Annotated in this window: 26 protein-coding genes; 17 read left to right on the forward strand and 9 right to left on the reverse strand. The window is 36.6% G+C overall.

The annotated features are described in order from the left end of the window. Nucleotides 1–6 precede the first annotated feature (6 nt). Nucleotides 7–1,011 (forward strand): acyltransferase, encoded by a 1,005-nt coding sequence (locus KBP46_RS21345; protein ID WP_216444119.1) that lies wholly within the window; start codon nucleotides 7–9, stop codon nucleotides 1,009–1,011. A gap of 41 nt (nucleotides 1,012–1,052) precedes the next feature. Beyond that, nucleotides 1,053–1,694, forward strand: a complete 642-nt coding sequence (locus tag KBP46_RS21350; RefSeq protein ID WP_062674448.1) for a uracil-DNA glycosylase — start codon at nucleotides 1,053–1,055, stop codon at nucleotides 1,692–1,694. Here the strand turns inward: KBP46_RS21350 and KBP46_RS21355 are convergent. From KBP46_RS21355 to KBP46_RS21365, 3 genes are all read right to left on the reverse strand, one after another. Continuing rightward, on the reverse strand, nucleotides 1,681–2,190 hold the full coding sequence (locus KBP46_RS21355) for a hypothetical protein (protein ID WP_216444120.1): 510 nt from the start codon (nucleotides 2,188–2,190) through the stop codon (nucleotides 1,681–1,683). The two genes, KBP46_RS21350 and KBP46_RS21355, sit on opposite strands and share 14 nt — an antisense overlap. Nucleotides 2,191–2,206: 16 nt before the next feature. Further along, a complete protein-coding gene (locus KBP46_RS21360; RefSeq protein WP_062674452.1) occupies nucleotides 2,207–2,698 on the reverse strand; it encodes a DUF456 domain-containing protein in 492 nt (163 codons plus the stop codon). Between the two features lie 79 nt (nucleotides 2,699–2,777). Continuing rightward, nucleotides 2,778–3,962: a carboxypeptidase-like regulatory domain-containing protein gene (locus KBP46_RS21365; protein ID WP_216444121.1), complete on the reverse strand. Its 1,185-nt coding sequence runs from the start codon at nucleotides 3,960–3,962 to the stop codon at nucleotides 2,778–2,780. A gap of 218 nt (nucleotides 3,963–4,180) precedes the next feature. Between KBP46_RS21365 and KBP46_RS21370 the strand changes: the two genes are divergently transcribed. The 11 genes from KBP46_RS21370 to KBP46_RS21420 all read left to right on the forward strand — a co-directional run bounded on the left by KBP46_RS21370 (nucleotide 4,181) and on the right by KBP46_RS21420 (nucleotide 14,591). After that, entirely contained in the window at nucleotides 4,181–4,579 is a 399-nt protein-coding gene (locus KBP46_RS21370; protein WP_216444122.1) for a hypothetical protein, read from the forward strand. 100 nt (nucleotides 4,580–4,679) lie between these two features. Beyond that, complete coding sequence (locus tag KBP46_RS21375) at nucleotides 4,680–5,945, forward strand: mechanosensitive ion channel family protein (protein ID WP_216444123.1); 1,266 nt, start codon at nucleotides 4,680–4,682, stop codon at nucleotides 5,943–5,945. Between the two features lie 175 nt (nucleotides 5,946–6,120). Further along, on the forward strand, nucleotides 6,121–6,840 hold the full coding sequence (locus tag KBP46_RS21380) for a pyridoxine 5'-phosphate synthase (protein ID WP_062674459.1): 720 nt from the start codon (nucleotides 6,121–6,123) through the stop codon (nucleotides 6,838–6,840). 89 nt (nucleotides 6,841–6,929) lie between these two features. Continuing rightward, nucleotides 6,930–7,709 carry an alpha/beta fold hydrolase gene (locus KBP46_RS21385; protein WP_216444124.1) on the forward strand — a complete coding sequence of 260 codons (780 nt, stop codon included), beginning with the start codon at nucleotides 6,930–6,932 and terminating at the stop codon, nucleotides 7,707–7,709. 116 nt (nucleotides 7,710–7,825) lie between these two features. After that, nucleotides 7,826–8,065 carry a microviridin/marinostatin family tricyclic proteinase inhibitor gene (locus KBP46_RS21390; RefSeq protein WP_062674464.1) on the forward strand — a complete coding sequence of 80 codons (240 nt, stop codon included), beginning with the start codon at nucleotides 7,826–7,828 and terminating at the stop codon, nucleotides 8,063–8,065. A 53-nt stretch (nucleotides 8,066–8,118) separates the two neighbouring features. Beyond that, nucleotides 8,119–8,343, forward strand: coding sequence for a microviridin/marinostatin family tricyclic proteinase inhibitor (locus KBP46_RS21395; RefSeq protein WP_062674467.1), 225 nt, complete (start codon nucleotides 8,119–8,121; stop codon nucleotides 8,341–8,343). Between the two features lie 74 nt (nucleotides 8,344–8,417). After that, a complete protein-coding gene (locus KBP46_RS21400; protein WP_216444125.1) occupies nucleotides 8,418–9,374 on the forward strand; it encodes an MvdC family ATP-grasp ribosomal peptide maturase in 957 nt (318 codons plus the stop codon). Then, nucleotides 9,367–10,371 (forward strand): MvdD family ATP-grasp ribosomal peptide maturase, encoded by a 1,005-nt coding sequence (locus tag KBP46_RS21405; RefSeq protein WP_216444126.1) that lies wholly within the window; start codon nucleotides 9,367–9,369, stop codon nucleotides 10,369–10,371. Before KBP46_RS21400 ends, KBP46_RS21405 begins: the two co-directional genes overlap by 8 nt. 258 nt (nucleotides 10,372–10,629) lie before the next feature. Continuing rightward, nucleotides 10,630–11,643 carry an NAD-dependent epimerase/dehydratase family protein gene (locus KBP46_RS21410; RefSeq protein ID WP_216444127.1) on the forward strand — a complete coding sequence of 338 codons (1,014 nt, stop codon included), beginning with the start codon at nucleotides 10,630–10,632 and terminating at the stop codon, nucleotides 11,641–11,643. After that, nucleotides 11,640–13,406, forward strand: coding sequence for a long-chain fatty acid--CoA ligase (locus KBP46_RS21415; protein ID WP_216444128.1), 1,767 nt, complete (start codon nucleotides 11,640–11,642; stop codon nucleotides 13,404–13,406). Before KBP46_RS21410 ends, KBP46_RS21415 begins: the two co-directional genes overlap by 4 nt. Before the next feature lie 126 nt (nucleotides 13,407–13,532). After that, nucleotides 13,533–14,591 carry a diphosphomevalonate/mevalonate 3,5-bisphosphate decarboxylase family protein gene (locus KBP46_RS21420; protein WP_216444129.1) on the forward strand — a complete coding sequence of 353 codons (1,059 nt, stop codon included), beginning with the start codon at nucleotides 13,533–13,535 and terminating at the stop codon, nucleotides 14,589–14,591. 43 nt (nucleotides 14,592–14,634) lie between these two features. Here the strand turns inward: KBP46_RS21420 and KBP46_RS21425 are convergent, their stop codons facing one another. Beyond that, nucleotides 14,635–15,717, reverse strand: coding sequence for an endonuclease/exonuclease/phosphatase family protein (locus KBP46_RS21425; RefSeq protein ID WP_216444130.1), 1,083 nt, complete (start codon nucleotides 15,715–15,717; stop codon nucleotides 14,635–14,637). Between the two features lie 110 nt (nucleotides 15,718–15,827). Between KBP46_RS21425 and KBP46_RS21430 the strand changes: the two genes are divergently transcribed. Together KBP46_RS21430 and KBP46_RS21435 are read left to right on the forward strand one after the other, a co-directional pair. Further along, nucleotides 15,828–16,268, forward strand: coding sequence for a nuclear transport factor 2 family protein (locus tag KBP46_RS21430; RefSeq protein ID WP_120231916.1), 441 nt, complete (start codon nucleotides 15,828–15,830; stop codon nucleotides 16,266–16,268). A gap of 33 nt (nucleotides 16,269–16,301) precedes the next feature. Then, complete coding sequence (locus tag KBP46_RS21435) at nucleotides 16,302–16,679, forward strand: VOC family protein (RefSeq protein WP_120231915.1); 378 nt, start codon at nucleotides 16,302–16,304, stop codon at nucleotides 16,677–16,679. 4 nt (nucleotides 16,680–16,683) lie between these two features. Here the strand turns inward: KBP46_RS21435 and KBP46_RS21440 are convergent, their stop codons facing one another. Both KBP46_RS21440 and KBP46_RS21445 read right to left on the reverse strand, forming a co-directional pair. Further along, nucleotides 16,684–17,067 carry a DUF1634 domain-containing protein gene (locus tag KBP46_RS21440; RefSeq protein ID WP_034699869.1) on the reverse strand — a complete coding sequence of 128 codons (384 nt, stop codon included), beginning with the start codon at nucleotides 17,065–17,067 and terminating at the stop codon, nucleotides 16,684–16,686. Beyond that, nucleotides 17,067–17,897: a sulfite exporter TauE/SafE family protein gene (locus KBP46_RS21445; protein ID WP_076597404.1), complete on the reverse strand. Its 831-nt coding sequence runs from the start codon at nucleotides 17,895–17,897 to the stop codon at nucleotides 17,067–17,069. Before KBP46_RS21445 ends, KBP46_RS21440 begins: the two co-directional genes overlap by 1 nt. A gap of 85 nt (nucleotides 17,898–17,982) precedes the next feature. Here KBP46_RS21445 and KBP46_RS21450 point away from each other — a divergent pair, with 85 nt between their 5' ends. Then, complete coding sequence (locus KBP46_RS21450) at nucleotides 17,983–18,546, forward strand: DUF1543 domain-containing protein (protein WP_228432438.1); 564 nt, start codon at nucleotides 17,983–17,985, stop codon at nucleotides 18,544–18,546. Between the two features lie 24 nt (nucleotides 18,547–18,570). After that, nucleotides 18,571–19,683 carry a 5-(carboxyamino)imidazole ribonucleotide synthase gene (locus tag KBP46_RS21455; protein ID WP_123279428.1) on the forward strand — a complete coding sequence of 371 codons (1,113 nt, stop codon included), beginning with the start codon at nucleotides 18,571–18,573 and terminating at the stop codon, nucleotides 19,681–19,683. Nucleotides 19,684–19,974: 291 nt separating this feature from the next. On the opposite strand, the gene KBP46_RS21460 is transcribed toward KBP46_RS21455, so the two are convergent. From KBP46_RS21460 to KBP46_RS21470, 3 genes are all read right to left on the reverse strand, one after another. Further along, nucleotides 19,975–22,098, reverse strand: coding sequence for a cation:proton antiporter (locus KBP46_RS21460; protein ID WP_216444131.1), 2,124 nt, complete (start codon nucleotides 22,096–22,098; stop codon nucleotides 19,975–19,977). Nucleotides 22,099–22,104: 6 nt separating this feature from the next. Next, nucleotides 22,105–22,647, reverse strand: coding sequence for a hypothetical protein (locus KBP46_RS21465; RefSeq protein ID WP_253297103.1), 543 nt, complete (start codon nucleotides 22,645–22,647; stop codon nucleotides 22,105–22,107). Between the two features lie 164 nt (nucleotides 22,648–22,811). Next, nucleotides 22,812–23,720 (reverse strand): DMT family transporter, encoded by a 909-nt coding sequence (locus KBP46_RS21470; RefSeq protein ID WP_216444132.1) that lies wholly within the window; start codon nucleotides 23,718–23,720, stop codon nucleotides 22,812–22,814. Between the last annotated feature and the right edge of the window lie 2 nt (nucleotides 23,721–23,722).

The following is a 23,722-nucleotide window of genomic DNA, read 5'->3' on the forward strand; positions in this document are numbered from 1 at the left end:
TTACATATGAAAAATGAAATAAAATCTTTAACGGGACTTAGAGGGATTGTTGCATTATGGGTAGCGTTTTTTCATTTTAGTTTTTTTAGGAATGAATTCATTCAGGATATAGTAGGAAAAGGGTATGTAGCGGTTGATATCTTTTTTGTGCTGAGTGCTTTCTTACTGACAGTTTCTTACTCCGATAAATTTAAAAATCTGAACTATAAAGCAATAGAGGTTTTTTATAAAAAGAGAGTTAACAGAATTTATCCTGTCTATATTATATCAGTTGTTTTTATTGCCTTGTTTTTAATGAAAACTTCTATAGCAGGATTTCTGATTAATGCAAGCTTATTACAATGTTTTTTTAATCCTGATTATCTGCTGAATGTGGTCTATTGGTCACTCAGTACAGAATGGGTTTGTTATTTGATATTTCCTTTTATGCTATGGCTTGTTCTGCATTATAAAATACGCAGCGAAATTTTAATTATTGCCAGTCTGGTTTTGAGATTTGCACTTCCATATATTCCCGATCATTTATATATAGGTTCTGAACATCCAATGCAAGTAGGGGAATCACCAAGATATCTTGATCTTCCTTACGGACTGGTTTCTCTGCTAAGAACGGTTTCTTCCTATTTTCTTGGAATTGGAATTGCCCTTCTGCCACCATTTAAAACGAAGAAGGAAAACCTGTTTCTTTATATCATTCTCCTATTGTTTGGGTTTATGCTTTTTGTGGAAAAAGGGCTCTTGTTTATCCCTTTATTATCAGCATTGATGATCAAATATCTGTATGAAGGAAATTCAAATTATCTGAAAGCATTTTTAGAAACTAAAGCGGTGTATTTTTTAGGAAATATTTCCTATTCGTTATACATTATCCATTACATGGTGAAGAAACAGAATTTCATTATTGTAAATTCTTATCATCTTAATAATCTGTTATTAATCTCCTTTTCATTATTGCTGTCCTATTTTTCGTATATGCTGATTGAAAGAAAAGTGAAGATATTTAAAGTATAATGGAGGCTCTTATTTTATTTTAATATTATTATTTTTGCACTATGACCTGGACAGAAATTTTAGCCCCGATAAAAAGTACGGAATACTTTACCACCCTTTGGGAGAAAGTGAAGAATGAATATGCAACAACCAAAGTTTTTCCACCCAAAAATCAGATTTTCAGAGCATTGGAACTTACAGCTTTTGATGATGTGGAAGTAGTGATTATTGGCCAGGATCCTTATCATAACGATTATCAGGCGAATGGATTGTGTTTCTCTGTTTCTGAGCAGGTTGCAGCACCGCCATCCCTGAAAAATATTTTTATAGAGCTAAAAGATGATCTGGGAGTGGTAAGAACTTCTAAAGAACTTGATGATTGGGGAAGACAAGGCGTTTTACTGTTGAATGCTACCTTAACGGTTCGTGCGCATTCACCCAATTCTCATAAAGATTTAGGCTGGGAAAAATTTACCAACTTTATCATTAAAGAAATTTCAGATAAAAAGGAGAATGTGGTTTTTGTTTTATGGGGCGCTTTTGCACAAAAAAAAGCCGAACTCATAGATCCGGCTAAACATTTTATTATTAAATCGGCACATCCTTCACCTTTTTCTGTGTACAGAGGTTTTTTTGGAAGCAAGCCTTTCTCAAAAATTAATGAATATCTTGTTTCCAAAGGGAAGAAGCCTATTTCCTGGTAGAATCAGCAGATTGATCTGCTTTTTTTATTGTAATTCCGATTTTATATTTTCCGGCTAATGCTTTTGTCCCATCCTGCGATTTTGGATGAGGAGCAATGTCCTGTAATGTGATAGTATATCCGTTGAATTCTGTCGACTGATGATAATTTCTTGCCGGGTAATCTGCGCTTGCAAGGTTCAGGGTCATCGGTCGGGTAGAAGTTCCCATTACTTCCACCTGAGCAAGAGCAACACCAGCCCATATACATTGAGCTCCTTCAGGACAACGGCTGTCTTCAGAAACTCCTTTGAATGTCACATTCATCTGATATTCTCGTAAAAACTTATTTTCTCCTTCAGTCAGATAAATAACACCGTCTTTCTGATGATCAGAACTTGTTGTTTTTGTACCTGTGGACATTTCAGTAGCTTTTGTATTAATTCTGGATTTCTTTTGGGCATCGCATCCTGTTAATGCAAATACTCCCAGACTGAGTATGACAATTTTATGGAACATAGTTTCTTATATTTAATTAAATGACGTTAAACATATTAAGTAATACTACCAAAAACATTGCCACTCCTACCACAAAACTGAATCCGGTTCCATAAATGAATCCAATCAGCGCTCCTTTGGTTGATCGTAAGGCTTTATTCATATCCTTACTGTCGTGAAGTAACTCACCAATAAATACCCCTGCAAACATTCCTATCAGAAATCCCAACGGAATAGGAATAAATATCCCAACAATAGTTCCAATCACAGAGCCAATGCTTCCCCAGCGGGTACCGCCATATTTTCTGTTGGTCTTTGCCGGAATTACATAACTTAACACTACAGAAGCAAGTGTAAGAATTCCGAATGCCCAGATATAAATCATAGAAAGATCAGCATCCGTCCCGAATTTATAGATCAAAAGTCCACAGATACTGAGCAAAAGACCAGGTAATACCGGAAGAAAAGTTCCCAATATTCCTATAAATAACAGAATAAGGCAGAAAATATTAATAATCGTTGTATCCATTCTTTTAAAAAATATACATGCAATATAAAAAAAGTGGCCTTATAAAAAGCCACTTTGAGAACTGAGTTATAAAATTTTATTACAAATTTAAGATTACATATTCCAGAATCGGTCCTGCTTTGCCGATATTTCCACTTGCATGATTATGGAATGTGGTATAATAAATATTTCCACTGCTTGTCGTTCCTGAACATGATCCCATATAATCGCCATGCGCCTGATGAGCATTCCATGCATTCTGATTAATGGTAATGGTAACTGTGTTGCCGTTTGCCGTATGATGGCAGATCGTCATGTGATTATTGTTTAAAGACGTTCCCACAGTGGTTTTAGGAGCCGTTTTATCCACGTACTTATTGGTTCTTATCATCAGTGGTTCGTTATCTTTCTGTACCAATACTTCCCAGAATAAAGGATCATAATACTGGATTTTTTGCCACAGAGACATATCATACTGGATATCTAATGTACTAAACCCTAATGCTGAAGCCATAGCAGTATTGGAAACAGTACAGTTGTTATACATACTGGCATTTCCATTGATATTAAAACAGATCTTCGTAAAATCCAGAAAGCCTCCGGCTATACCACAGGATTGCGCATTTTGATTTCCGCCTACCAGATACGCAGCAGCCCAGTCTGAGCTGTAAATGCTTCCGCCGTTTGTGATAAAAGTAGAGAGATTACTGAAAACGGAAAGGTCGTTACCAGGTGAGCTGGTTCCCGTCTGTGCAAGATTACGTGAACCGCAGTTCAGGAAAATAATATCATACTGAGAAATGGTGTTGAAGTTTTTTAAATCCTGATAGCTGATTTCTGTTGCGGTGTACCCAAGATTTGTAATAATAGCCTCTATTTCGTCATAACTGCCTTCTACATAAGCTATTTTTGCAATCTGGTTCAGTTTGGAATCTTTGCTGGGAACACTAGTTATTTCATTTTTGTTAATGGTAACAGGAATCTCAGTTCTGAAATTAAGGCCATTACCGGTCTGAATGTGAAGAGTTGTTTTTCCTTCAGGTGCAGTCAGACTGAAGGAACCATCCGCATTGGAGTAAGTGTGATAAACCTGATTTTTGCTGTCAATGGTAAACACCGTGGCACCACCAATGGGTTTTGTTCCGTTTTTAGCAAATACTTTACCTTCTATAGTTCCAGTGGGTAAAGTTTTGGAATCTTCCGGATTCACTGAGTCATCACCTCCTTTACAGTTTACTAAGAGCACAAGGCAGCATAGTACGATGAACAAGTAATTTTGTCTCATATTTAATTGATTTTGATGGGTTTAGTTTTAACCAAATTTAATGAATTTTTAATATTAAAACGCGAAAACTGTTTTTTATGTTTGTTTTTTTCTTGTATTTATAATAGTAAACCGAGAATTGTACGATTTTATTTGTAAAAAGAAAATACAATTTTTTATTATACTATTTGTATTTCATATAGAATATGTATATTTGGATAAACCAAAAAATATATGTTATGAAAAATTTTTTATTAAGTTTATTGACTATCTTTATGACATCTTCATTTATTTTTGCTAATCATTTGGATAATGATAGGGGTGGGAATAAGCGTAAGAAAGCAGTTAAAACAGCGAAGATAGTAAAGAACAATTCTAAAAAAGAGGAGAAAGTTGATAGCTTTAAAATAGTAAGCGAAACTAGTGGAGAAGAAGCGGGACGGCAATTTTGTAGAATAACAGTTAACTACTATTTTCAAGGACAATTTGTGTCTCAACAAACATATACTGGATATACATGTCCTATTTTTGGGGAATTTAATTGTAGACAATGGAGAGAGAATACAATGGAGACAATTAATTACTGGATAGACCATTATGGAACAGGAGTTCCCGCAGGGACTGATATGACTTGCTAGACATAATCAAATTTAAATAAAATAAAAAGACTATTTTCATCAATGAAAATAGTCTTTTTATTTTATTTAAATCCTTTGATAATTTCATAAATTTGCTGTAATGAATGATCAATTACAAGAAACCAAAAATGTTATACAAGAGCTGAGTGAGCAGCTTTACATCTATATTACTCGGATTTCACCAGCTGGGCTGGATTGGGTTTTTCATATTATTGTAAAGCTGGGTTTACTCACTATTATATTCTTATTATTTGATTTCATTTTCAAGTTTATTATTAATTCAGTTTTTCGTTTATTTCATAATGAAAAGCAATTCCCAATTTTAAAATCTATTTATCAATCTAGGATTACAAATTCAGTAGCTCACCTTATTGCTCTTTTAATTATAGGAAGTATTCACGAATCTATTTTCTCTGGTGCTCTTAGAAATACTACAGAATTTATTAAAAGATCAATTAATTTAGGACTTGTTTTGACGTTAGCAGGGATGTTGTACAGATCGCTGACAGCTTTCAGAAACTATTTTAGTATCAAACAGGACTTTTATAAAATCATGGCACTCAATGCCATCTCGGAAACCGTAAAAATCTTAGGACTTTTTATATTTACCGTAGTAGGAATCTGTGTGATTTTCGGAATCAAAGGAACAACAATTGTAGGAAGTCTGGGAGCTATTACAGCTGTTCTGGTATTGGTTTTCAGAGATACTATCCTGGGGTTTGTAACAGGTCTTCACGTGGCAACCTCCAAAAATCTGAAAGTAGGGGATTGGGTAAGTATTCCCAAATACAGCATCGAAGGTAATATTACAGAGATCAACCTTTTAACCACCAAAATTACCAATTTTGATAAAACAGTTTCAACGATTCCCACTTATGATCTGATGACCACCGAGATCAAGAATATGCAGGTGATGTCTGAGTCAAACACCCGAAGAATAAAAAAATCAATTTACTTTAACATTAATTCTTTCAAGTTTCTTACTGATGAAGATGTGGAGCGTTTAAAGGAAATTAACCTGATTTCGGATTATCTGGAAGAAAGAACTTCAGAGATCAAAAAAGAAAAGGAAAGCTTGGAGCATAAAGATAAAATTGTGAATGGAAGACAGCTTACCAATATTGGTGTTTTCAGATATTATGCACAGAAATATATTGAAAATGATCCAGATATAGATAAAAACGGAACCAGAATGGTTCGTCAGCTGGAGATTACCCCACAAGGATTACCTCTTGAAGTATATTGTTTTGCCAATGATTCCAAATGGGAACGTTTTGAGCAGATACAGGCAGATATTTTTGACCATTTATTAGTGGCTTCAAAAGAATTTGAACTTCAGGTAATGCAGGTAAGCGTGAAAGTGTAACAGCTGGAAAACAGAGAAGGGAAACTGTAAGTTTCAGCCTTTTCAAAAAAACTTTAAATTAAACTTTTAAAATGATCATGAATGTGGAAGCACCAATAGAAGTACAATGCCTGGATTTACCTCCAGCCCCAAGCCTCTGGCTTCTCACATCTCATATCTAACATCTAAAATAAAAATGACAAAACTAAGCGTAAACATTAATAAAATTGCGACGTTAAGAAATGCAAGAGGAGGTGAGACCCCAAGTGTTACAGAAGCTGCTGTAAAAATTCAGGAATTTGGCGGGCAGGGAATTACCATCCATCCAAGACCTGATGAAAGGCATATCACAAGAAAAGATGTCTATGATCTGAAGCCGTTGGTTACGACTGAGTTTAATATTGAAGGAAATCCTCATCAGGATTTTATTGATATGGTATTGGAAGTAAAACCTGAGCAGGTAACGCTGGTGCCGGATGCTGATGATGCCATTACCTCCAATGCAGGCTGGGATACAAAAAAACATCTTGATTACCTTACAGAGATTATTGCAGAATTTAAAAAAGCTGGAATCCGTACTTCTGTTTTCCTGGATCCTTTACCGGAACTTGTAGAATATGCAGCAAAAACAGGAGCAGATAGAATTGAGCTGTACACAGAAGCTTACGCAAAAAATTATCTTATTAATAAAGAACAAGCCATAAAACCTTATTATGATACTGCGGTTGAAGCTACCAATTTCGGATTGGGAATTAATGCAGGTCATGATTTGAGCTTAGAAAATCTGAAATATTTTGCAGATACCATTCCGAATCTGTTGGAAGTATCTATCGGACATGCTTTGGTTTCAGAAGCTCTTTATATGGGATTGGAAAATACAGTTCAGGCTTATCTGAAGAGACTTGCAAAATGGTAAATATAAGAAACCAGAAGTTAGAAATTAGAAGTTAGTACAACTTTCTTTTGATTTCTAACTTCTGATTTCTCACATCTAACTTCTAAAATATGGAAATTTTAAACTCAAAAATATTCGGCGAAAATGTGACCAATACGCCGCTTCTTGTATTTCACGGATTATTCGGAATGCTTGACAACTGGGGAAGCTTCGGAAAGGATCTGGGAGAATATCTTCCGGTACACCTGATCGATCTTAGAAACCATGGGAGAAGCTTTCATTCAGACAGCATGTCTCATGATGACCTTGCAGATGATATTGCCCGTTATATGGATCATTATGGAATTCAAAAAGCTCATGTTTTAGGGCATTCTCTGGGAGGAAAAGCGGTGATGCAGTTTGCCATAAAATACCCTGAACGTGTTGAAAAACTGATTGTTGTAGATATTTCACCTAAAGCATATCCACCGCATCATCAGGGAATTATCAAAGCACTGGAAACCGTTGATTTCAATACGGTAACTTCAAGAAATGAAGTGGAAGCTGTCCTGAATCAATATATTCCGGAAAGATCTACTGTACAGTTTCTGACGAAAAACCTGTATTGGGATGATAATAAAAAACTGGGCTGGAGATTCAATCTTAAGACATTATCTGAAAAATATACTGAATTTGTTTCCAATGCAATTAAATTTGGGGTTTTTGAAGGAGAAACTTTGTTTATAGCAGGGGCAAAATCCAATTATATCCTGCCACAGGACGAATTTGGAATCAAGCAGCAATTCCCTAAAGCTAAAATAGTGACGGTGAAGAATGCAGGACATTGGGTACAAGCGGAAAATCCTGTTGATTTTGCAAATGTTGTTAAGGAGTTTCTTGGTTTAAATTAATTTTATACTTTGATTTTCAATATTGTGTTAAAATTTTATTAAAAACATATATTATTTCTCCATGAGTTGAAATTTTTGTACTTTGGATTTTCAAAAAACAATAAAAATATTAACTTATGGAAAACAAAAATTCAAAAAAGAAGCCATTTTTTGCGTCATTCTTAGAAAAACAGGTTAAAGACCCTGAAACAGTAAAAGGAGGAGGTATTACTTCTGTACTTGCTGATCAGATTACATCAGTAATCAAAGATCATATCACGACTACAGCACTTGAAGACAGTGTTACAAAGCCTGACAATGACAATGTAACAATGAAATATCCTTCTGACGGTGATGAGGATGTTTTAGAAGCATAAGAAATATACTAAAGCTTAAGCTCAATTATATATCAAACCAAAACTAAAACATTATGAAAAGCAACAACTCAAAGAAGAAGCCGTTTTTCGCATCATTCTTGGAAAAACAGGTAAAAGATCCGGAAACGGTAAAAGGAGGAAGTGATATCACCCTTGCTGAAAGAGATTTGATCACAAAGCCAGCAATAGATACTGTAACTTCTCCAAAAGACGATATGATGCACACGCTGAAATATCCTTCCGACGGTGATGATGATACAATCACTCTTCCACTGTAAGATCAGAAAGAATATTAAATAAAATAGTAGGGGAAACTTAAATAATAAGTTTCCCTTTTTAATAAAACCGGCAAATGATTCTCTGCATCACCCATTCACAGGATTTTTATAATATTGATCTCTTTTTCGAATACCTGGCTTCCCAAAATATCCCTTATTTCAGACTGAATTCTGACCGCCTGAACCATCTTCAGAAAATCAGTATTCATGAAGATTCATTTGAATTGACTGACGAATCAGGAAATACCATCCATTCTGACACTATAAAAGGCGTATGGCACAGAAAAGCCTGGAGAATCAGCGCTCCCGAAGAGCTTGATCAGGATTATGAAAAAATCTTTCTCAACGAATATGGCAGCCTTAGGTATAACCTGATGACTGCTTTAGAACATATTCCCTGGATCAACCCTTATGAAAATGAAAAGAAAATAGATGGAAATAAGATATTGCAGCTGAAAATAGCACAAAGAAATAACTTAACCATTCCCAAAACCATTTTTTCCAATGATGAAGAAAAAATAACGGCATTTTTCTATCAATACTGCCAGGGAAAAGCCATAGCGAAGCTTCACGGAGTTACCGCAAAAACAATGTCAGGGGAAAATATGATTTCCACTACCATTATTGAGGAAGAGTCTCTGGAACACCTTTCAGATATTTCATACTGTCCGATGATTTTTCAACCCTATATTGATAAAGAATATGAATTACGAATCGTCTATGTAGACGGTGAGTTTTTCATAGGAAAAATCAATAACAGTGAAAATGCAGACTGGAGAGTTGCCCGTGAAGGATATTTCTGGGAAGAATACGAATTACCTGATACCATTAAAGCCAATCTCACTTCCATGATGAAAGAAATGGGACTTTATATAGGCGCGATTGATATGATCAAAGGAAGAGACGGTGCGTATTACTTCCTTGAAGTCAATCCTCAGGGAGAATGGGGAATGCTTCAGAAAGAGCTGGGATTTCCCATCGCAGAAAGAATTGCCGACAACCTTATCAAAAGAATTAATTTCTATGAATAAAATTTTAATAATTACCCATACCGCAGATAACTTTTCCATTGAAAAAGTAACAGAATACATTGAAAAAAATAATTGTGAAGTCATTCGCTTTGATGTGGACGTTTATCCATTACAAAACAAACTGTCCACTATTTTTCAGGATGGAGAATGGGTAAGCTATCTGGAAACGCCTGAAGCAAAACATCGTTTGGACGATATTTCAGCCATCTGGTACAGAAGAGCCTACAATATCGGAAAAGGATTAAAGGAAGAAATGGACTCAAAATTTTACGGTGCAGCTATGGGAGAAATCAGAAATACTCTTTTTGGTTTCTTTGAATCTGTGGATGCTTATTCTTTAGGAAAACCAAGTGTTTACAGAAGATTAGACAGCAAGGAAGAACAATTGAAAATTGCAGATAAATTAGGGCTGACCATTCCTGCAACATGTCTTACCAACAATCCTGATGAGGCAAGGAAATTTATTATAAAGCATCAAAATGTGGTGGCTAAAATGCAAACCGGTTTTGCCATTTATGAAGATGGAGTAGAAAATGTAGTGTTTACGAACGTTGTGGGCGAAGATAAACTGGAAGAGCTGGATTCATTATTGTATTGCCCGATGCAGTTTCAGCAGATGATTCAGAAGAAAAAAGAACTTCGTATTACCATTGTGGGAAGAGATGTGTATGCATTCGAAATAGATTCCCAGCAGTCTGAAGATGCCAAAATAGACTGGAGAAAAGACGGAGTTAATCTGATTGATAAATGGAACAGAACAGAACTTCCGACAGATGTGGAAGCAAAACTGCTTGAACTGCTGGATATTTACAATGTAGATTACGGAGCAATAGACATGATTGTTTCTCCTGAAGACGATTATTATTTCATCGAAATTAATGCTGCGGGAGAATTCTTCTGGCTGGATAATCTTACAGAAGGAAATCTTATTTCCAAGAGTATTGCAGATGTTCTCTGCGACAAAGCTCCAAGAAGAAATAATGAAGTAATGGCGTAAGCAATAAAATATTTTAAATATAAAAAGTCCTGAAAGTTGTCAATTCTTTCAGGACTTTTCACTTGGATACCCTTTTGTGATTTAAATTTTCAGGTTTGTGGTATTCGGAATGATAATATTGGTTAAATTAAGTTGAATTATGCTTTAAAAATCGCAAATTTGCAAAAACGGTTTTTCCAAATAATTTTTACCGATCCGGAAGCATTGCCGGATAGAAAATATTGTTATATTTTAGTCAGCAATCAAGTAAAATAATTAATGATTTTTGTAACGGGTGCTACCGGAATTCTGGGAAGAATAATTGTACTGGAACTTCTTAAAAGAGGGAAAAGTGTACGTGCTTCCAAAAGGCCGGGCAGCAATTTAAACGAAGTAAAGCATTCATACAGCTTTTATACGGAGAATCCTGACGATTTTTTCAATAAAATTGAATGGGTAAACGTAGATTTTGATGATCTCGATTCTTTAAAAACTGCACTGCAAGGCGTAGATGAGGTGTATCACTGTGCTGCCAAAGTAAGTTTTCATCCGAAAGATGAAAAAGAAATGTACCATACCAATATCAAGGGTACAGAAAATCTATTGTTTGCCTGTGAAGGATCGGAGGTTAAAAAATTTCTCCACGTAAGTTCTGTTGCCGTTCTTGATAACTTTAATGAAAAAGGAGAACTGGATGAAGATTCTGACTTTAATCCAAAACTGGAACATTCTGCCTACGCCATCTCTAAGCATTTATCCGAAATGGAGGTATGGAGAGCATCAGCAGAAGGACTGAATGTGGTGATCATTAATCCCGGCATGATCGTAGGAAGCGGAAACTGGAACCAAAGCAGCGGTGAGCTTTTCTCAACCTTTGAAGACAATAGCTTTACCTTTTCAGGAGGCTCTGCCTACGTTGACGTAAGAGACGTTGCCAATACGGCTATCGGATTAATGGAAAATAACCTTTTCGGAGAACGTTTTATTATTGTCGCTGAAAACAACAGATATGCTGAACTTGCCAAACAGGTAAGATCACGTCTGGGGCTTAAAGAAGCAAAAATTCTTACCCAAACCCAGCTGAATATAGGAAGAATAGCCAACACCCTTTTCGGATGGCTGATTCCCAAACTAAGGATGGTGACAAAATCAAATATTGAGGCCATCTCTTCATTCAACACCATTTCCAATCACAAAGTCAAAGAAAAACTGAACTATCAGTTTATTCCTGTAAAAGAAAGTATAGACTTTCACCTGAATAATTATATTAACGACAAAAAGCTGAAGAAATGAATCTTGCAGAGGCAATTATCCTTAAAAATGTAGAAAAACATCCTATAAAAGCGGCCATCGGATTTAAAAAGAAAGATGCCTGGAAAGAGCTGAGCTGGAAAAAATTCAGTGAAATTATTTTTAAAACAGCCAATGCTTTAAAAGAATCTGGTGTTCAGGAGAATGACAGAGTGGCGATTTATTCAGACAATTCATCAGAATGGATGATTATGGATTTGGCTTCTCTGGCGATTGGTGCTGTTACAGTACCTGTTTATTCCACGAATAATGCTGAACAGGCAGAACATATCATCAACGATTCCGGTGCTAAAGCCGTTTTGGTAGGAAACCAGATGCAGTACGATGCCTGCCTTGAGTTTTTACATAAAAAAGAAAACAATCTTGAAACCATTATTGTTTCTAAAAAAGCAGTATGGATCAAGAAAGAGTTCAATAGTTTTTATCTTGAAGATTTTATCGCAAAAGCCTCGCCGGAGCTGGAGATCTGTAAGAAAGAAAATGACGATACGGCCACATTGATCTATACTTCCGGAACTACCGGAATCCCGAAAGGAGTAATGCTTACCCATGGAAATTTTATCAAGGCATTCGATTCTCATTTTGAATTTTTTAAGTTTAAAAACTTTGAAGAAGAACTTTCACTGGCATTCTTACCCTTAAGCCATGTTTTTGAGAGAAGCTGGAGCTTACTTTGTTTATACGGTGGTGCCCGTGTGTATTTCCTTGAAGATCCGAAAAATGTTGCCAAAGCACTGGAAGAAGTAAAACCTACCGCCATGTGTGCAGTACCAAGATTTTTCCAGAAAGTATATGCCGGAGTTCTTGAAAAAGCGGAAGAAGGTTCAGCTCTGAAAAAGAAAATCTTTGACTGGGCGCTTAAAACCGGATGGGAGACCGCAGAATTAAGAAGAAATGAAAGACCGGTTCCTTTTGGATTAAAATTCAAAGAATCTGTAGCTGATATGCTGGTTTTCAGTAAAATTAAAAATAAAATGGGTGGCAGACTTTGGTTTTTACCTTGCGGTGGAGCTTCATTATCACCCGAAGTTACCCGTTTCTTTGAATCGGTGGGCATTCACGTAACTGTTGGATACGGATTAACGGAAACTACTGCAACATTGACCCTTTTCCCTTTAACTCACTTTGAGCATGGAACCAGTGGAAAGCCTCTTCCTGGAGTAGAAATGCGTATCGGTGAAAATGATGAGATCCAGGCCAGAGGAAACGGAATCATGAAAGGATACTACAAGAAACCTGAAGAAACTCAGAAAGTATTCACAGAAGACGGATGGTTCAAAACTGGTGATGCCGGAAAGTTTGATGAGAAAGGAAACCTGATCATCACAGACAGAATTAAAGACCTGATGAAAACTTCCAACGGAAAATACATCGCTCCGCAACAGATAGAAAACCTTCTGACCAACAATAATTTTATCCAGCAGATCATGCTGATTGCGGAAGGAAGACAGTTTGTTTCAGCACTGATTGTTCCTAATTTCGAATTCTTACAGGATTATATTAAGAAAAATAATATTCCTTTTACCAAATGGGAAGATGCTGTAAAAAATGAGAAAGTAATCGATCTTTACAAAGAAAAAATCAAAGAATTACAGAGCCACCTGGCAGATTATGAAAAAGTGAAGAAATTTACGCTAATGCCGGCTGAATTTGACATCAACACAGGAGAAATTACTCCCACTCTGAAAGTCAAAAGAAATGTGGTGATCAAAAAATATGCGGATATTATAGAGAAGATGTATTAAAAATTTTAATCTCCTTTTTCACATCAATTACAACTGAAGACGTGAAAATTTCCCTCTTTTGGAGGGGTGGCAAAAATTCAAAGAATTTTTGTTGGGGTGATTCAAAATAACGACTTAAAGTAAACTATGACAACACAGGATTTTATAGGAAAAGAAAATTTCACCATTCATACCCAAACGGCTTCAGAAAGCTGCCCGTCTAATATTGCCCTGATTAAATACTGGGGAAAATATGCTGATCAGATTCCTGCTAACCCAAGCATCAGCTACACATTAAATCATTGTAAGACCAATACTTCAATGGAATTTACTGCGAATGAGCCTTTTTCAGTACAAACTTTTCTGGCTGGAAATGAAGAAGTGAAGTTTGCCGAAAAAATTGAAAAATATTTCAGAAATATAGAACAGTATCTTCCATGGATTCTGAAAGGAAAATATATCATCAGAACAGAGAATACATTCCCGCATAGTTCCGGGATTGCAAGTTCTGCTTCAGGATTTGGAGCGATTGCAAAATGTCTGATGGCATTGGATGTTTCATTTACAGGAAAAACTTCTGAAGAAGAATCTTTGAGAAAAGCTTCATTTTTAGCAAGACTAGGAAGTGGAAGTGCATGCCGAAGTCTATACAACGGACTTGTCGTGTGGGGTGAAACCGATGAGGTAAAAGGAAGTTCAGATTTGTTCGGAGTACAGTATCCCGATGCTGAAATTCATGAAGTATTCAAAAATTTTAATGATTGGGTTCTGTTAATCCATGAAGGGCAGAAAAGTGTTTCTTCAACAGTAGGTCACGGCCTGATGAAGACGAATCCTTATGCAGAAAGAAGATTTCAGGAAGCAAGGGAAAATTTTATTCCCATGAAAGACATCCTGAAAAAAGGAGATATGGAAAGCTTTATCAAATTGGTAGAACATGAAGCACTTACCCTGCATGCCATGATGATGATGAGTGATCCTGCTTTTATCCTGATGAAAACAGGTACTTTGGAAGTCATCAACAAAATCTGGGATTTCAGAAAAGAAACAGGACTTCCATTATTCTTTACACTGGATGCCGGAGCGAATGTTCACCTTCTGTTCCCTAGTAACGGATCTGAAGAACAGATTAAAACCTTCATTGAAGCTGAATTATTACAACATACTCAAAAGAATGGAGTAGTGAAAGATGTGATGAAATTTTAAATTAAAAAAATCAATAGGAGTGGGCTAAAACCCACTTTTTTTATTAATCTTCAGTAACAACAGCTTCGCGTTCTCCATCTTCTTTCTTTCCTTCCTCTATCATGATTTCAGCCTCAGCTTTCTCTTCAGCAGTTGCAGTTTCTATCAGTTCTTCCTGTTCATCATTGTGATGATCTATGAAAAACTCACAGTATACCGGAAGGTGGTCTGAACCAAAATTTTCCAAGGTCTTCAGCTGTTGGATAAAAATATCTTCACTGTGAAACATCAGATCAATAGGGAATCTTAAAAGACGGTATTTCGCATGGAAAGTAGAAACGAAAGAATGCCCGATTCTGGGGTCTATCAGGTGGCTTGTTTTTCTGAACAAGACAGATGATCTCGACCAGGCTACATTATTGAAGTCTCCCACGACAATAACAGGCTTTTTAATATCTTTTACACGCTTGGCAGTACTTAAAAGATCACCATCCCTTTCCTTTGATGTTTCTTCTTCCGTAGGACTTGGCGGCGGCGGGTGAACCCCAAAGAAAACAAAAGAAAAGCCATCAGCGGTTTTCATATGGATCTCAATGCTCGGGATGTCATCAGCAACGAAATAATGGGTTTTCGCTTCCTTAATCTCAACTTTTGAATAAAAATGCATCCCATAGGTATTTTCAAGAGTCACTTTATGCTGGTAGGAATATTCTTTTTCCAGAGGTCTCATTGCTTTCTCCCAGTCACTGTTGCTTTCCATGGTCATGAAAAAATCAGGGTTATGTTTTTTAACAAGCCCTATGAATTTCTCATACTCTTTATTAAACTGATATACATTGGCAGAAATAAAATGTAGTTTATCAGAAGATCTGTGACGCTGTCTGTGTTTTTTTACAGGATAGAAATGGGTGTATCTGATCAGTGTTTGGCCGTGATGAATAAACATAACCAGCAGAAGCCCCTGATAATACCAGAAATATTCTGTAGAGTCTGTGAAAAAGCCTAATAAAAAAGTAAAGAATATAAGGTAGGTAACCTGTATTTTGGCAAATTCAGGAACCCTAAATATCCAGTGAGAATGCTGTATTTTTGGCAGTATTGTCATGACCAGAAGAACTATGGCCAGAGTCAGGTAAATAATCCACATATAAAAAGCTCTGAAATAATTTTGACCACAATTTAAGGAAAATGAATTTTAAAATTTATTAATCAATTTAAATTTTATTTTATCTATTTTTAATTATCTAAATCTATACTATGAATAAAATAATGGCATTTCTTGTTCTGATCAGTATTTCATGCTTAGGCCAGCAGAATACAGATATTGAAAAACCTATCCGAAACCTGTTTCTTGGTATGAAAAATGCAGATCCTGAGTTGGTAAAATCCGCTTTTGCAGAGAGTGCAGTACTTCAAACAATCACCAAGGACGGTACTGTGAAAAGTGATAGTATTTCGGATTTCATTGCTTCGGTTTCCAAATTTACAAAAGGAGATCTGGATGAAAGAATTATAGTGGAAGCTATTCATACAGATGGCAATCTGGCAACTGTTTTTACCCCTTATTCTTTTTATTTAAAAGGAAAATTATCACACTGCGGGGCTAACAGTTTTCAGCTGGTAAAACAGAATAATGAATGGAAGATCCAGTATATTATTGATACGAGAAGAAAGGATAACTGTAAAGAAATACAATAATAAAGTTCAATTGAAAATCAGGTTAAAATAAAAATGAAGATTCACCATATTGCCATCATCTGTTCAGATTATGCCGTTTCAAAGAAGTTTTATACGGAAATTTTAGATCTGAATATCATCCGTGAAGTATACCGCGAAGAAAGACAGTCTTATAAACTTGATCTTGCCATAGGAGATCATTATGTGATCGAACTTTTTTCCTTTCCCGATCCTCCCCAACGTCCGTCACGTCCCGAAGCATGTGGTTTAAGGCATCTCGCTTTCTCGGTAGAAAATGTTATGGAAAAGAGGAATGAACTGATCAGAAAAGGATTAAACTGTGAAGAAATTCGCATAGACGAATTCACAGGAAAAGAATTTTTCTTTACCCAGGATCCCGACCAGCTGCCGTTAGAGTTTTATGAAATGTAAAAAATTAGTGCGCGTAACCTGCAAAGAAACTCACCGCCATAATGGCTAAAACAATAGAAGAAATGACTACATATACGTAGTCTTTTTCTTTTAAATAACCTATTAAAGCAAAAACGATTCTCATCAGAGGAGTGAAGATCAGCAAAAGAATACCCAGCTGAATAATAGCTGTACCTTCTCCTTTACATAGAGAGTCCCAGAAATGTCCCCAGACCTTTTCAGAAGAAGTACCTACCACAAGGCTGGTATATTTTTCGGGCATTTTAAAGCCTTCAAAAAATAACTTGATAAAACCGATCAATGATGTAGCCACAGACAGAATAACACCCAGTCTCAGAAGATTTCCTACCGAACGGTTCAGATCTACATCTGTAAAATTCTTTTTCATTATCTGAAGCTTTTGTTGATACCGTTATACATCATATAAATGGAAAGAATGGTAATCACAATGGCAAAAAATACTTTTAATTTTTTGGTCTTCGATACCATCAGCGTTTTTGAACCGATAAAACTTCCGATCACAACTCCGATCAGTACAGGAGCTACAATCACAGGAATAATTTCACCTCTCTGGAAATAGATCAGGGCACTGGCTACTGCCGTTACTCCGATCATGAAATTACTGGTAGTGGTAGATACTTTGAAAGGAAGCTTCATCATATTGTCCATCGCCAATACTTTTAAAGCACCGGAACCAATTCCTAAAAGCCCGGACATGGCCCCTGCAAACATCATCATCAAAAATCCGGGAACTGTATTTCTCGCAGAATAGCTTTTCAATACTCCTTTATCGGGAAATGTTCCGTACAGTTTCAGCTTTTCCTCCAGACTTCCTTTTACCAAAGGTTCCTGGTGATCAGGTTTCCCTTTAAGATTTAAAATAACGGTTAAAAGAAGGATACTTGCGAAAATAATTCCGATTGTATTTGGGTTAAGCATTCCTGAAACAAGGGCTCCAATAATAGCGCCTGCGGTGGTTGCTATTTCGAGAAACATCCCGATTCTCATATTGGTAAAACCTTCTTTTACGAAAGCTACAGCCGCACCGGAAGAGGTTCCGATCACAGAGATGAGTGAAGCACCGATAGCATAATGCATTGGAACGCCAAAACCCAGCGTTAATAAAGGAATGATGATAACTCCCCCTCCTAAACCCGTAAGTGAACCTAAAAGACCCGCGGAAATTGCGCCAAGGAAGAGTATGATGATTTCTGACATACTACAAATAATGTTACAAATATAAAATTATTGTAGTAGTCTGCCAAACATTTGAAAAAGATAAATTTAACGTATTTTTGTATGCATGAAAAATGAATTGAAATTATTTTATGTCATCCTCGGGGCAACACCCAAAGGCAGAAATATAGAGCAGCACGATGTTTTCTTCGGAATTGCGGAGAATCTGAAAGATCTGATTCCTGATATGAAAGAATTTTGGAAGGAAGCAGAAGGAAAAATTCACCTGGATTGTTACCAGGAAGTGAAATTTGCAGACGGTTACAAGGTGAAAATTGTAGAAAAGGGAGAGAAGACATCAGAAAACCAGTTGTTTTTTCTGAATCTGGGAGGTTATAAGCCAGGTTTCTTTGAAGAATTTCATGAGCAGCACTTAATGGTAGGACAGTCTATGGGAGAGATTGTGAAAAGAGCAAAAGCTACCGAATTCTATCAGACCATGGGATTTGAAGGTGCAGTAAGCCATATTGATGATAAGCATGGAGTGGATATTGATGATATTTTCAATGTGAGCGATATTCTTCCTGCGTATATGAAAGAAAAATATGCTATCATTCTTCAAAAGTCTGATGAAGAAAATCAGGAGAACCCAATGGGGTTAGGCTATTTAAAAATTGATAAAATTCAATAAGAGTAAATCTAATAAAAATAAAAAATGAAAATAGGAATTCTGGGAGGCGGACAGCTGGGAAGAATGTTGATACAAAGTGCACTGAAGTATGATGATGAGTTTTATACTCTGGATCCGGCCTCTGATGCACCATGTCATAATATCTCGTATTTTACACAGGGAAATTTCAATGACTATGAAACAGTTTTGAATTTCGGAAAAGATAAAGATGTTGTAACCATTGAAATAGAACACGTAAATGCTGATGCACTGGCAGAACTTGAAAAGCAGGGAATAAAAGTGGTTCCTAATGCCAATATCATCAAAACAATTCAGCAAAAAATCCTTCAGAAAGAATTTTATAAAGCTCATGATATTCCAAGCCCGGAATTTCAGGTGGTATGGAACAGTGATGAGAAAATCATCATGCCATTGCCGTTTGTTCAGAAGATGAATACCGGAGGCTATGATGGAAAAGGAGTACAGGTGATCAAAACGGAAGAAGACTATCAGCAACTATGGACTGAACCTTCTGTCATTGAAAGTCTTGTTGATATTGAAAAAGAACTTTCTGTCATTGTAGCAAGAAACGAAAAAGGAGAAACCAATATTTTCCCGGTAACGGAAATGGTTGCCGATCCAAAACTGAATCTATTGGATTTCAATGTATGTCCGGTTCTACTGACGGAAGATGTTCAGAACCAGATTGATTCCATTACTGAAAAATTTCTGGCTGCAGTGAACTCTCCGGGGTTGTTTGCCATCGAATTATTCCTTGATAAAGAAGGAAAAGTATGGGTAAATGAAACTGCTCCAAGGCTTCACAATTCAGGCCATCAGAGTCAGGAAGGAAATACTAATTCCCAATTTGAGCAAATGTACCGCGTGGTTAAAAATTTACCATTAGCGGATACTGACGCCATCACTTACAGCGGAATGCTGAATCTTGTAGGAGCAGAAGGATATTCCGGAAAAGTAGTCTATGAAGGAATGGAAGATGTTCTTAAGCTTCCCGAAACATACATCCACTTATACGGAAAAACTGAAACCAAGCCGGGAAGAAAAATGGGACATATCAACGTTCTTGCAGATTCCAGAGAAGAGCTTATGGAAAAGCTTGTACAGGTAAAAGGAATGGTAAGAGTAATTGCTGAGTAATATCATTTAAGATAAATAAAAGGGAGCTGTTTTAACTTTAAAAACAGCTCCCTTTTATTTATAAAATTATTCAATAGAAACGGGCTTTAGCCCGTTTAAAAATAATTATCATCTCAATTGGCTTTAGCCGAAGCTTAATTTTAGGTTTCGGCTAAAGCCAATTTTATTTTGATTGTTCACATCGGGCTAAAGCTCGGAAGCTATTGAAGATTTAATTGTTTAATCATAAAGAAAAATTAATTATTCGCAGAGAAGAAACTTCCCGCACCCTTCTTCCTTCTTCCAGCCTTTTTATTTAAATATCTTCTGAATCACATTTCCAATCTCCACAAAATCCCCGTGATTTCCTACAGAACGTATTTCAGGGCTGTTTTTGTCATACTCCGAGAAAGGGAAAATCAGAAGGTAATTATTGTCTTTCAGATTTCTGTTCAGAAGTTCAGGGATCAGTCTCATTCTTGGAATATATGACTTCATGCCGCGTTTTGCCATCAGAATAATTAATGCTTCATCATCTTTCAGCTGTGCTGCGGTTCTTTCTCCGTCCTGCCATGTGCTCATGATAATGAATTCAGCTTCTATATTGGCTTTTTTAATGATTTTCTGAAGAATGTCAATAATGTTTTCAGGAGCATAAAAAACAATTGTAGCACCGGAATTTCGGGCAATATTCCAGACTCTCAGCAGTGCATGGAAGAATCCTGCTTCCTGATGAGCATTTTCAGGAATCATAACCGCATATTTCTTAATGGTGGAAAGCGGTTGTGCAGCATGGTAAACCAGTACATTCACGTCATCATTCTGAAGATAACCGTTATAGAGATTATATACAAAAGAAGGAGAGAATCCTTTTTCGTCCTCCAATCCGATGATAAGATCCGTTATTTTCTGTTCTTTAATCACATTATTGACCCCGTTGATGACATCATTGTCATATCTTTTTAAAGCCTGTAATTTCACATCTGCAGCTGCGGCTGCATCTGCTGCCTGGTGAAGAAGTTTCTCCGCATTCTTTACCGAAGATTCATTTTTATCTTCATTGATAACATTTAAAGCAAAGAGATCTTCTGTATTGGAATGTGCTTTGATCAGAATTCCTAAGTTGACCATTCTCTCAACAGTTGCCTCATGGTTGATGGCTAAGAGAATATTTTCTTCTTCATGGGTGTTTCCGGAAACGGTATCTTCATTATCACTCTCCGCAATTTTCTGAGCGCTCGCCATGGAAATAAAAGAAGAAATGGTACAGGAAATCAGGATAAGGAGAATACTTCCGTTCAGTACGTGTTCGTTTAATAATCTTACAGGTTCTCCGGTTTCGGTTTCAGAAAGGATGATGTTATATCCTACCATTACGGAAGCCAGTGTTGCTGCTGCCGAAGCAGAGCTTAATCCGAAGATCAGTTTTCCTTCCTCTTTGGTTAGTCTGAATGTTTTCTGAGTGGCGACCGCGGAAAGGTATTTCCCTCCGATAGAGGCAACCAGCATAATTCCGGCAACTTCAAGTGTTTCCCAGCTTTTAAAGAAAACTTTAAAATCAATCAGCATTCCTACACTGATCAAAAAGAACGGGATAAATATGGCATTTCCTACAAACTCAACCCTGTTCATCAAAGAAGAAGTGTGAGGGATAAGTCTGTTTAACGCCAGTCCGGCAAAGAATGCTCCGATGATAGCTTCTACACCAGCCAGTTCAGCCAGCATAGCAGCCAGATAAATCATAACCAGTACAAAAATATACTGCGAAATTTTATCATCCACTCTTTTGAAAAACCAACGGCCTATAATAGGGAATACAATAAGTACAATGAGGGCAAAAACGACAAAAGAGACCGATAATTTAACCCAGAATTCTGTTCCCACGTCGCCCTGAGACATTCCCACAATCACTGCAAGTACCAATAAGGCAAGAATATCTGTGATCATGGTACCTCCAACGGTGATATTAACTGCTTTATTTTTCGCAATTCCCAACTTACTCACCAATGGATAAGCGATAAGCGTGTGAGATGAAAAAAGACTGGCAAACAGAATGGAAGTCAGCATTGAAAAGTGAAGAAGGTAATATCCACCCAGATATCCTAATACAAAAGGAACTGTAAAGGTATAGATACCAAAGGTGAGACTTTTCCATTTGTTCTTTTTAAAGTCGCCCATATCAATCTCAAGCCCGGCCAGAAACATAATGTAAAGAAGTCCGGTGGTTCCGGTTACTACAATACTGCTGTCTCTGGACAATACATTGAATCCGTTCGGGCCAATAATCGCTCCGGCAATAATAAGTCCCAAAAGGTGGGGAACTTTAATTTTATTAAGCAGCAATGGTGCTGCAAGGATGATGACCAGTACCAACAGGAATTTCAGTACCGGATCTTCTATGGGAAGACTCAGGTTGTGTATACTCAGTAAAATCATATGTGTTTATTTTGTGGAACGTACTAATTCAACAGAGAACTTGGCGGTACAGCCATCAGAAGTAATGGTTCTGGTTCCTTTGATCTTGTTGTCTGAAATATCATTAAGAAGAACGCTCATTTCTACATTCTTTTTGGCTGTAGAATCGGTTTTGAAAGACAGTCTGATTTCATTGTTTTCAAACTTGCCTGTATACAGCCTTACCAGATTATTGTTATTGATGATTTTGGTAATGGGCTGGGTAGAATCATTATCGAATTCCCAGATGTCAGTACGCTGGTCGCCTACAGCATATTCGCTGCAGTTGGATTCTGTACAGATTACTTTACCATTCCAAGGGCCGGAAATTTCTGTAGGCCATACAGCAGCAATTACTACAGAATCTTTTTTGGAAAAAATACTGTCTCTCATTTTCAGAAGTGACTGATATTCGGATTCTTTCTTCGCGAATAATTTCTCTTTGTCTAAAAGTTGTTTTTCCCTGTCTGTCAGGTTCTTTTCCTTCTCTTTGTAATCACAGCTTACCAATAGAAAAGAGGCAGCCAGCAATAAAAAAATGTGTTTTTCAGCATATTGTATCGGTTGGAGTATACAATATAAGAAAAAATGAAGGAAATAGAAAATCCCCATATAACGGATCTGCTTTTAATTCTATTTAATACATTAAAAAACAGCGGGATCTAGGGTTGAAATAATGAATATTATTTTCTGATTTACGACTCGATTCTTTGTTTTTTAAACATGGCCGGATTGTAATTGATCACAAAGACCCCAACAATAATAAGTATGGCAGCGATGATGAATTTGGCAGAAATTTTTTCATCAAGAATCAGCCAGCTTAAAAAAATGGAAATTACCGTATTAATATAGGCCAGGATGGATACCTGAACCGGAGAAACTTTGGTCAATGCATAATGAAAAGCAAAAAATGCCGCTACAGAGCCAAAACAGGATAAATAAAGCATCGCAGAAATACTTTTCAGACTCCAGTTTCCGAAGTTGTAGTTTTCTGAAAAAAGGAAGGCAAAAATTATCTGGATAATTCCTGCAAAGGCAAACTGATAAAATAGATTAAGTGAGATATTTCCGCTTTGAATGTTCAGTTTTTTGGTGAAAATAGTTCCTGAAGCCCATCCCGCAATGGCAATGAATAAAAATAATATTCCCAGTGCATAATCCGGGTTTTTCAGATCATTAATGCCATCCCAGAAAATAAAAAGAATGCCGCTGAAACACAGAACAACTCCGGTAAAAGCCCGCCAGCTGAATTTCTGCAGGCCTAAAGCCATACTTCCGAAAAATACCAGGATAGGAGAGCAGGCACTTATCAGTGAAGTAAGGCTGCTGGTAACTTTCTCTTCCGCTACTGTAGTCATTCCGTTTGCAATCACAAGCATTAATAAAGAGAAGATCAACTGGTATTTCAGGCTTGTCCAGCCTATCCATTTGAATTCTTTTCTATAGGTAAGAATAAGGAACATGATAATCGCTGCAAGAAATTGACGTATTCCTGCGACAAACCAGGCAGGAATAGTTTCTACCGCAACCCTTATTGATAAAAACGTAGTACCCCATACAATAGCAACGGTACATACAGCCAGTGTAAGTTTATAATCTTTCAATT

This window comes from Chryseobacterium sp. PCH239, assembly GCF_018924625.1.
In the GTDB taxonomy this organism is placed as follows: Bacteria; Bacteroidota; Bacteroidia; order Flavobacteriales; family Weeksellaceae; genus Chryseobacterium; species Chryseobacterium cucumeris.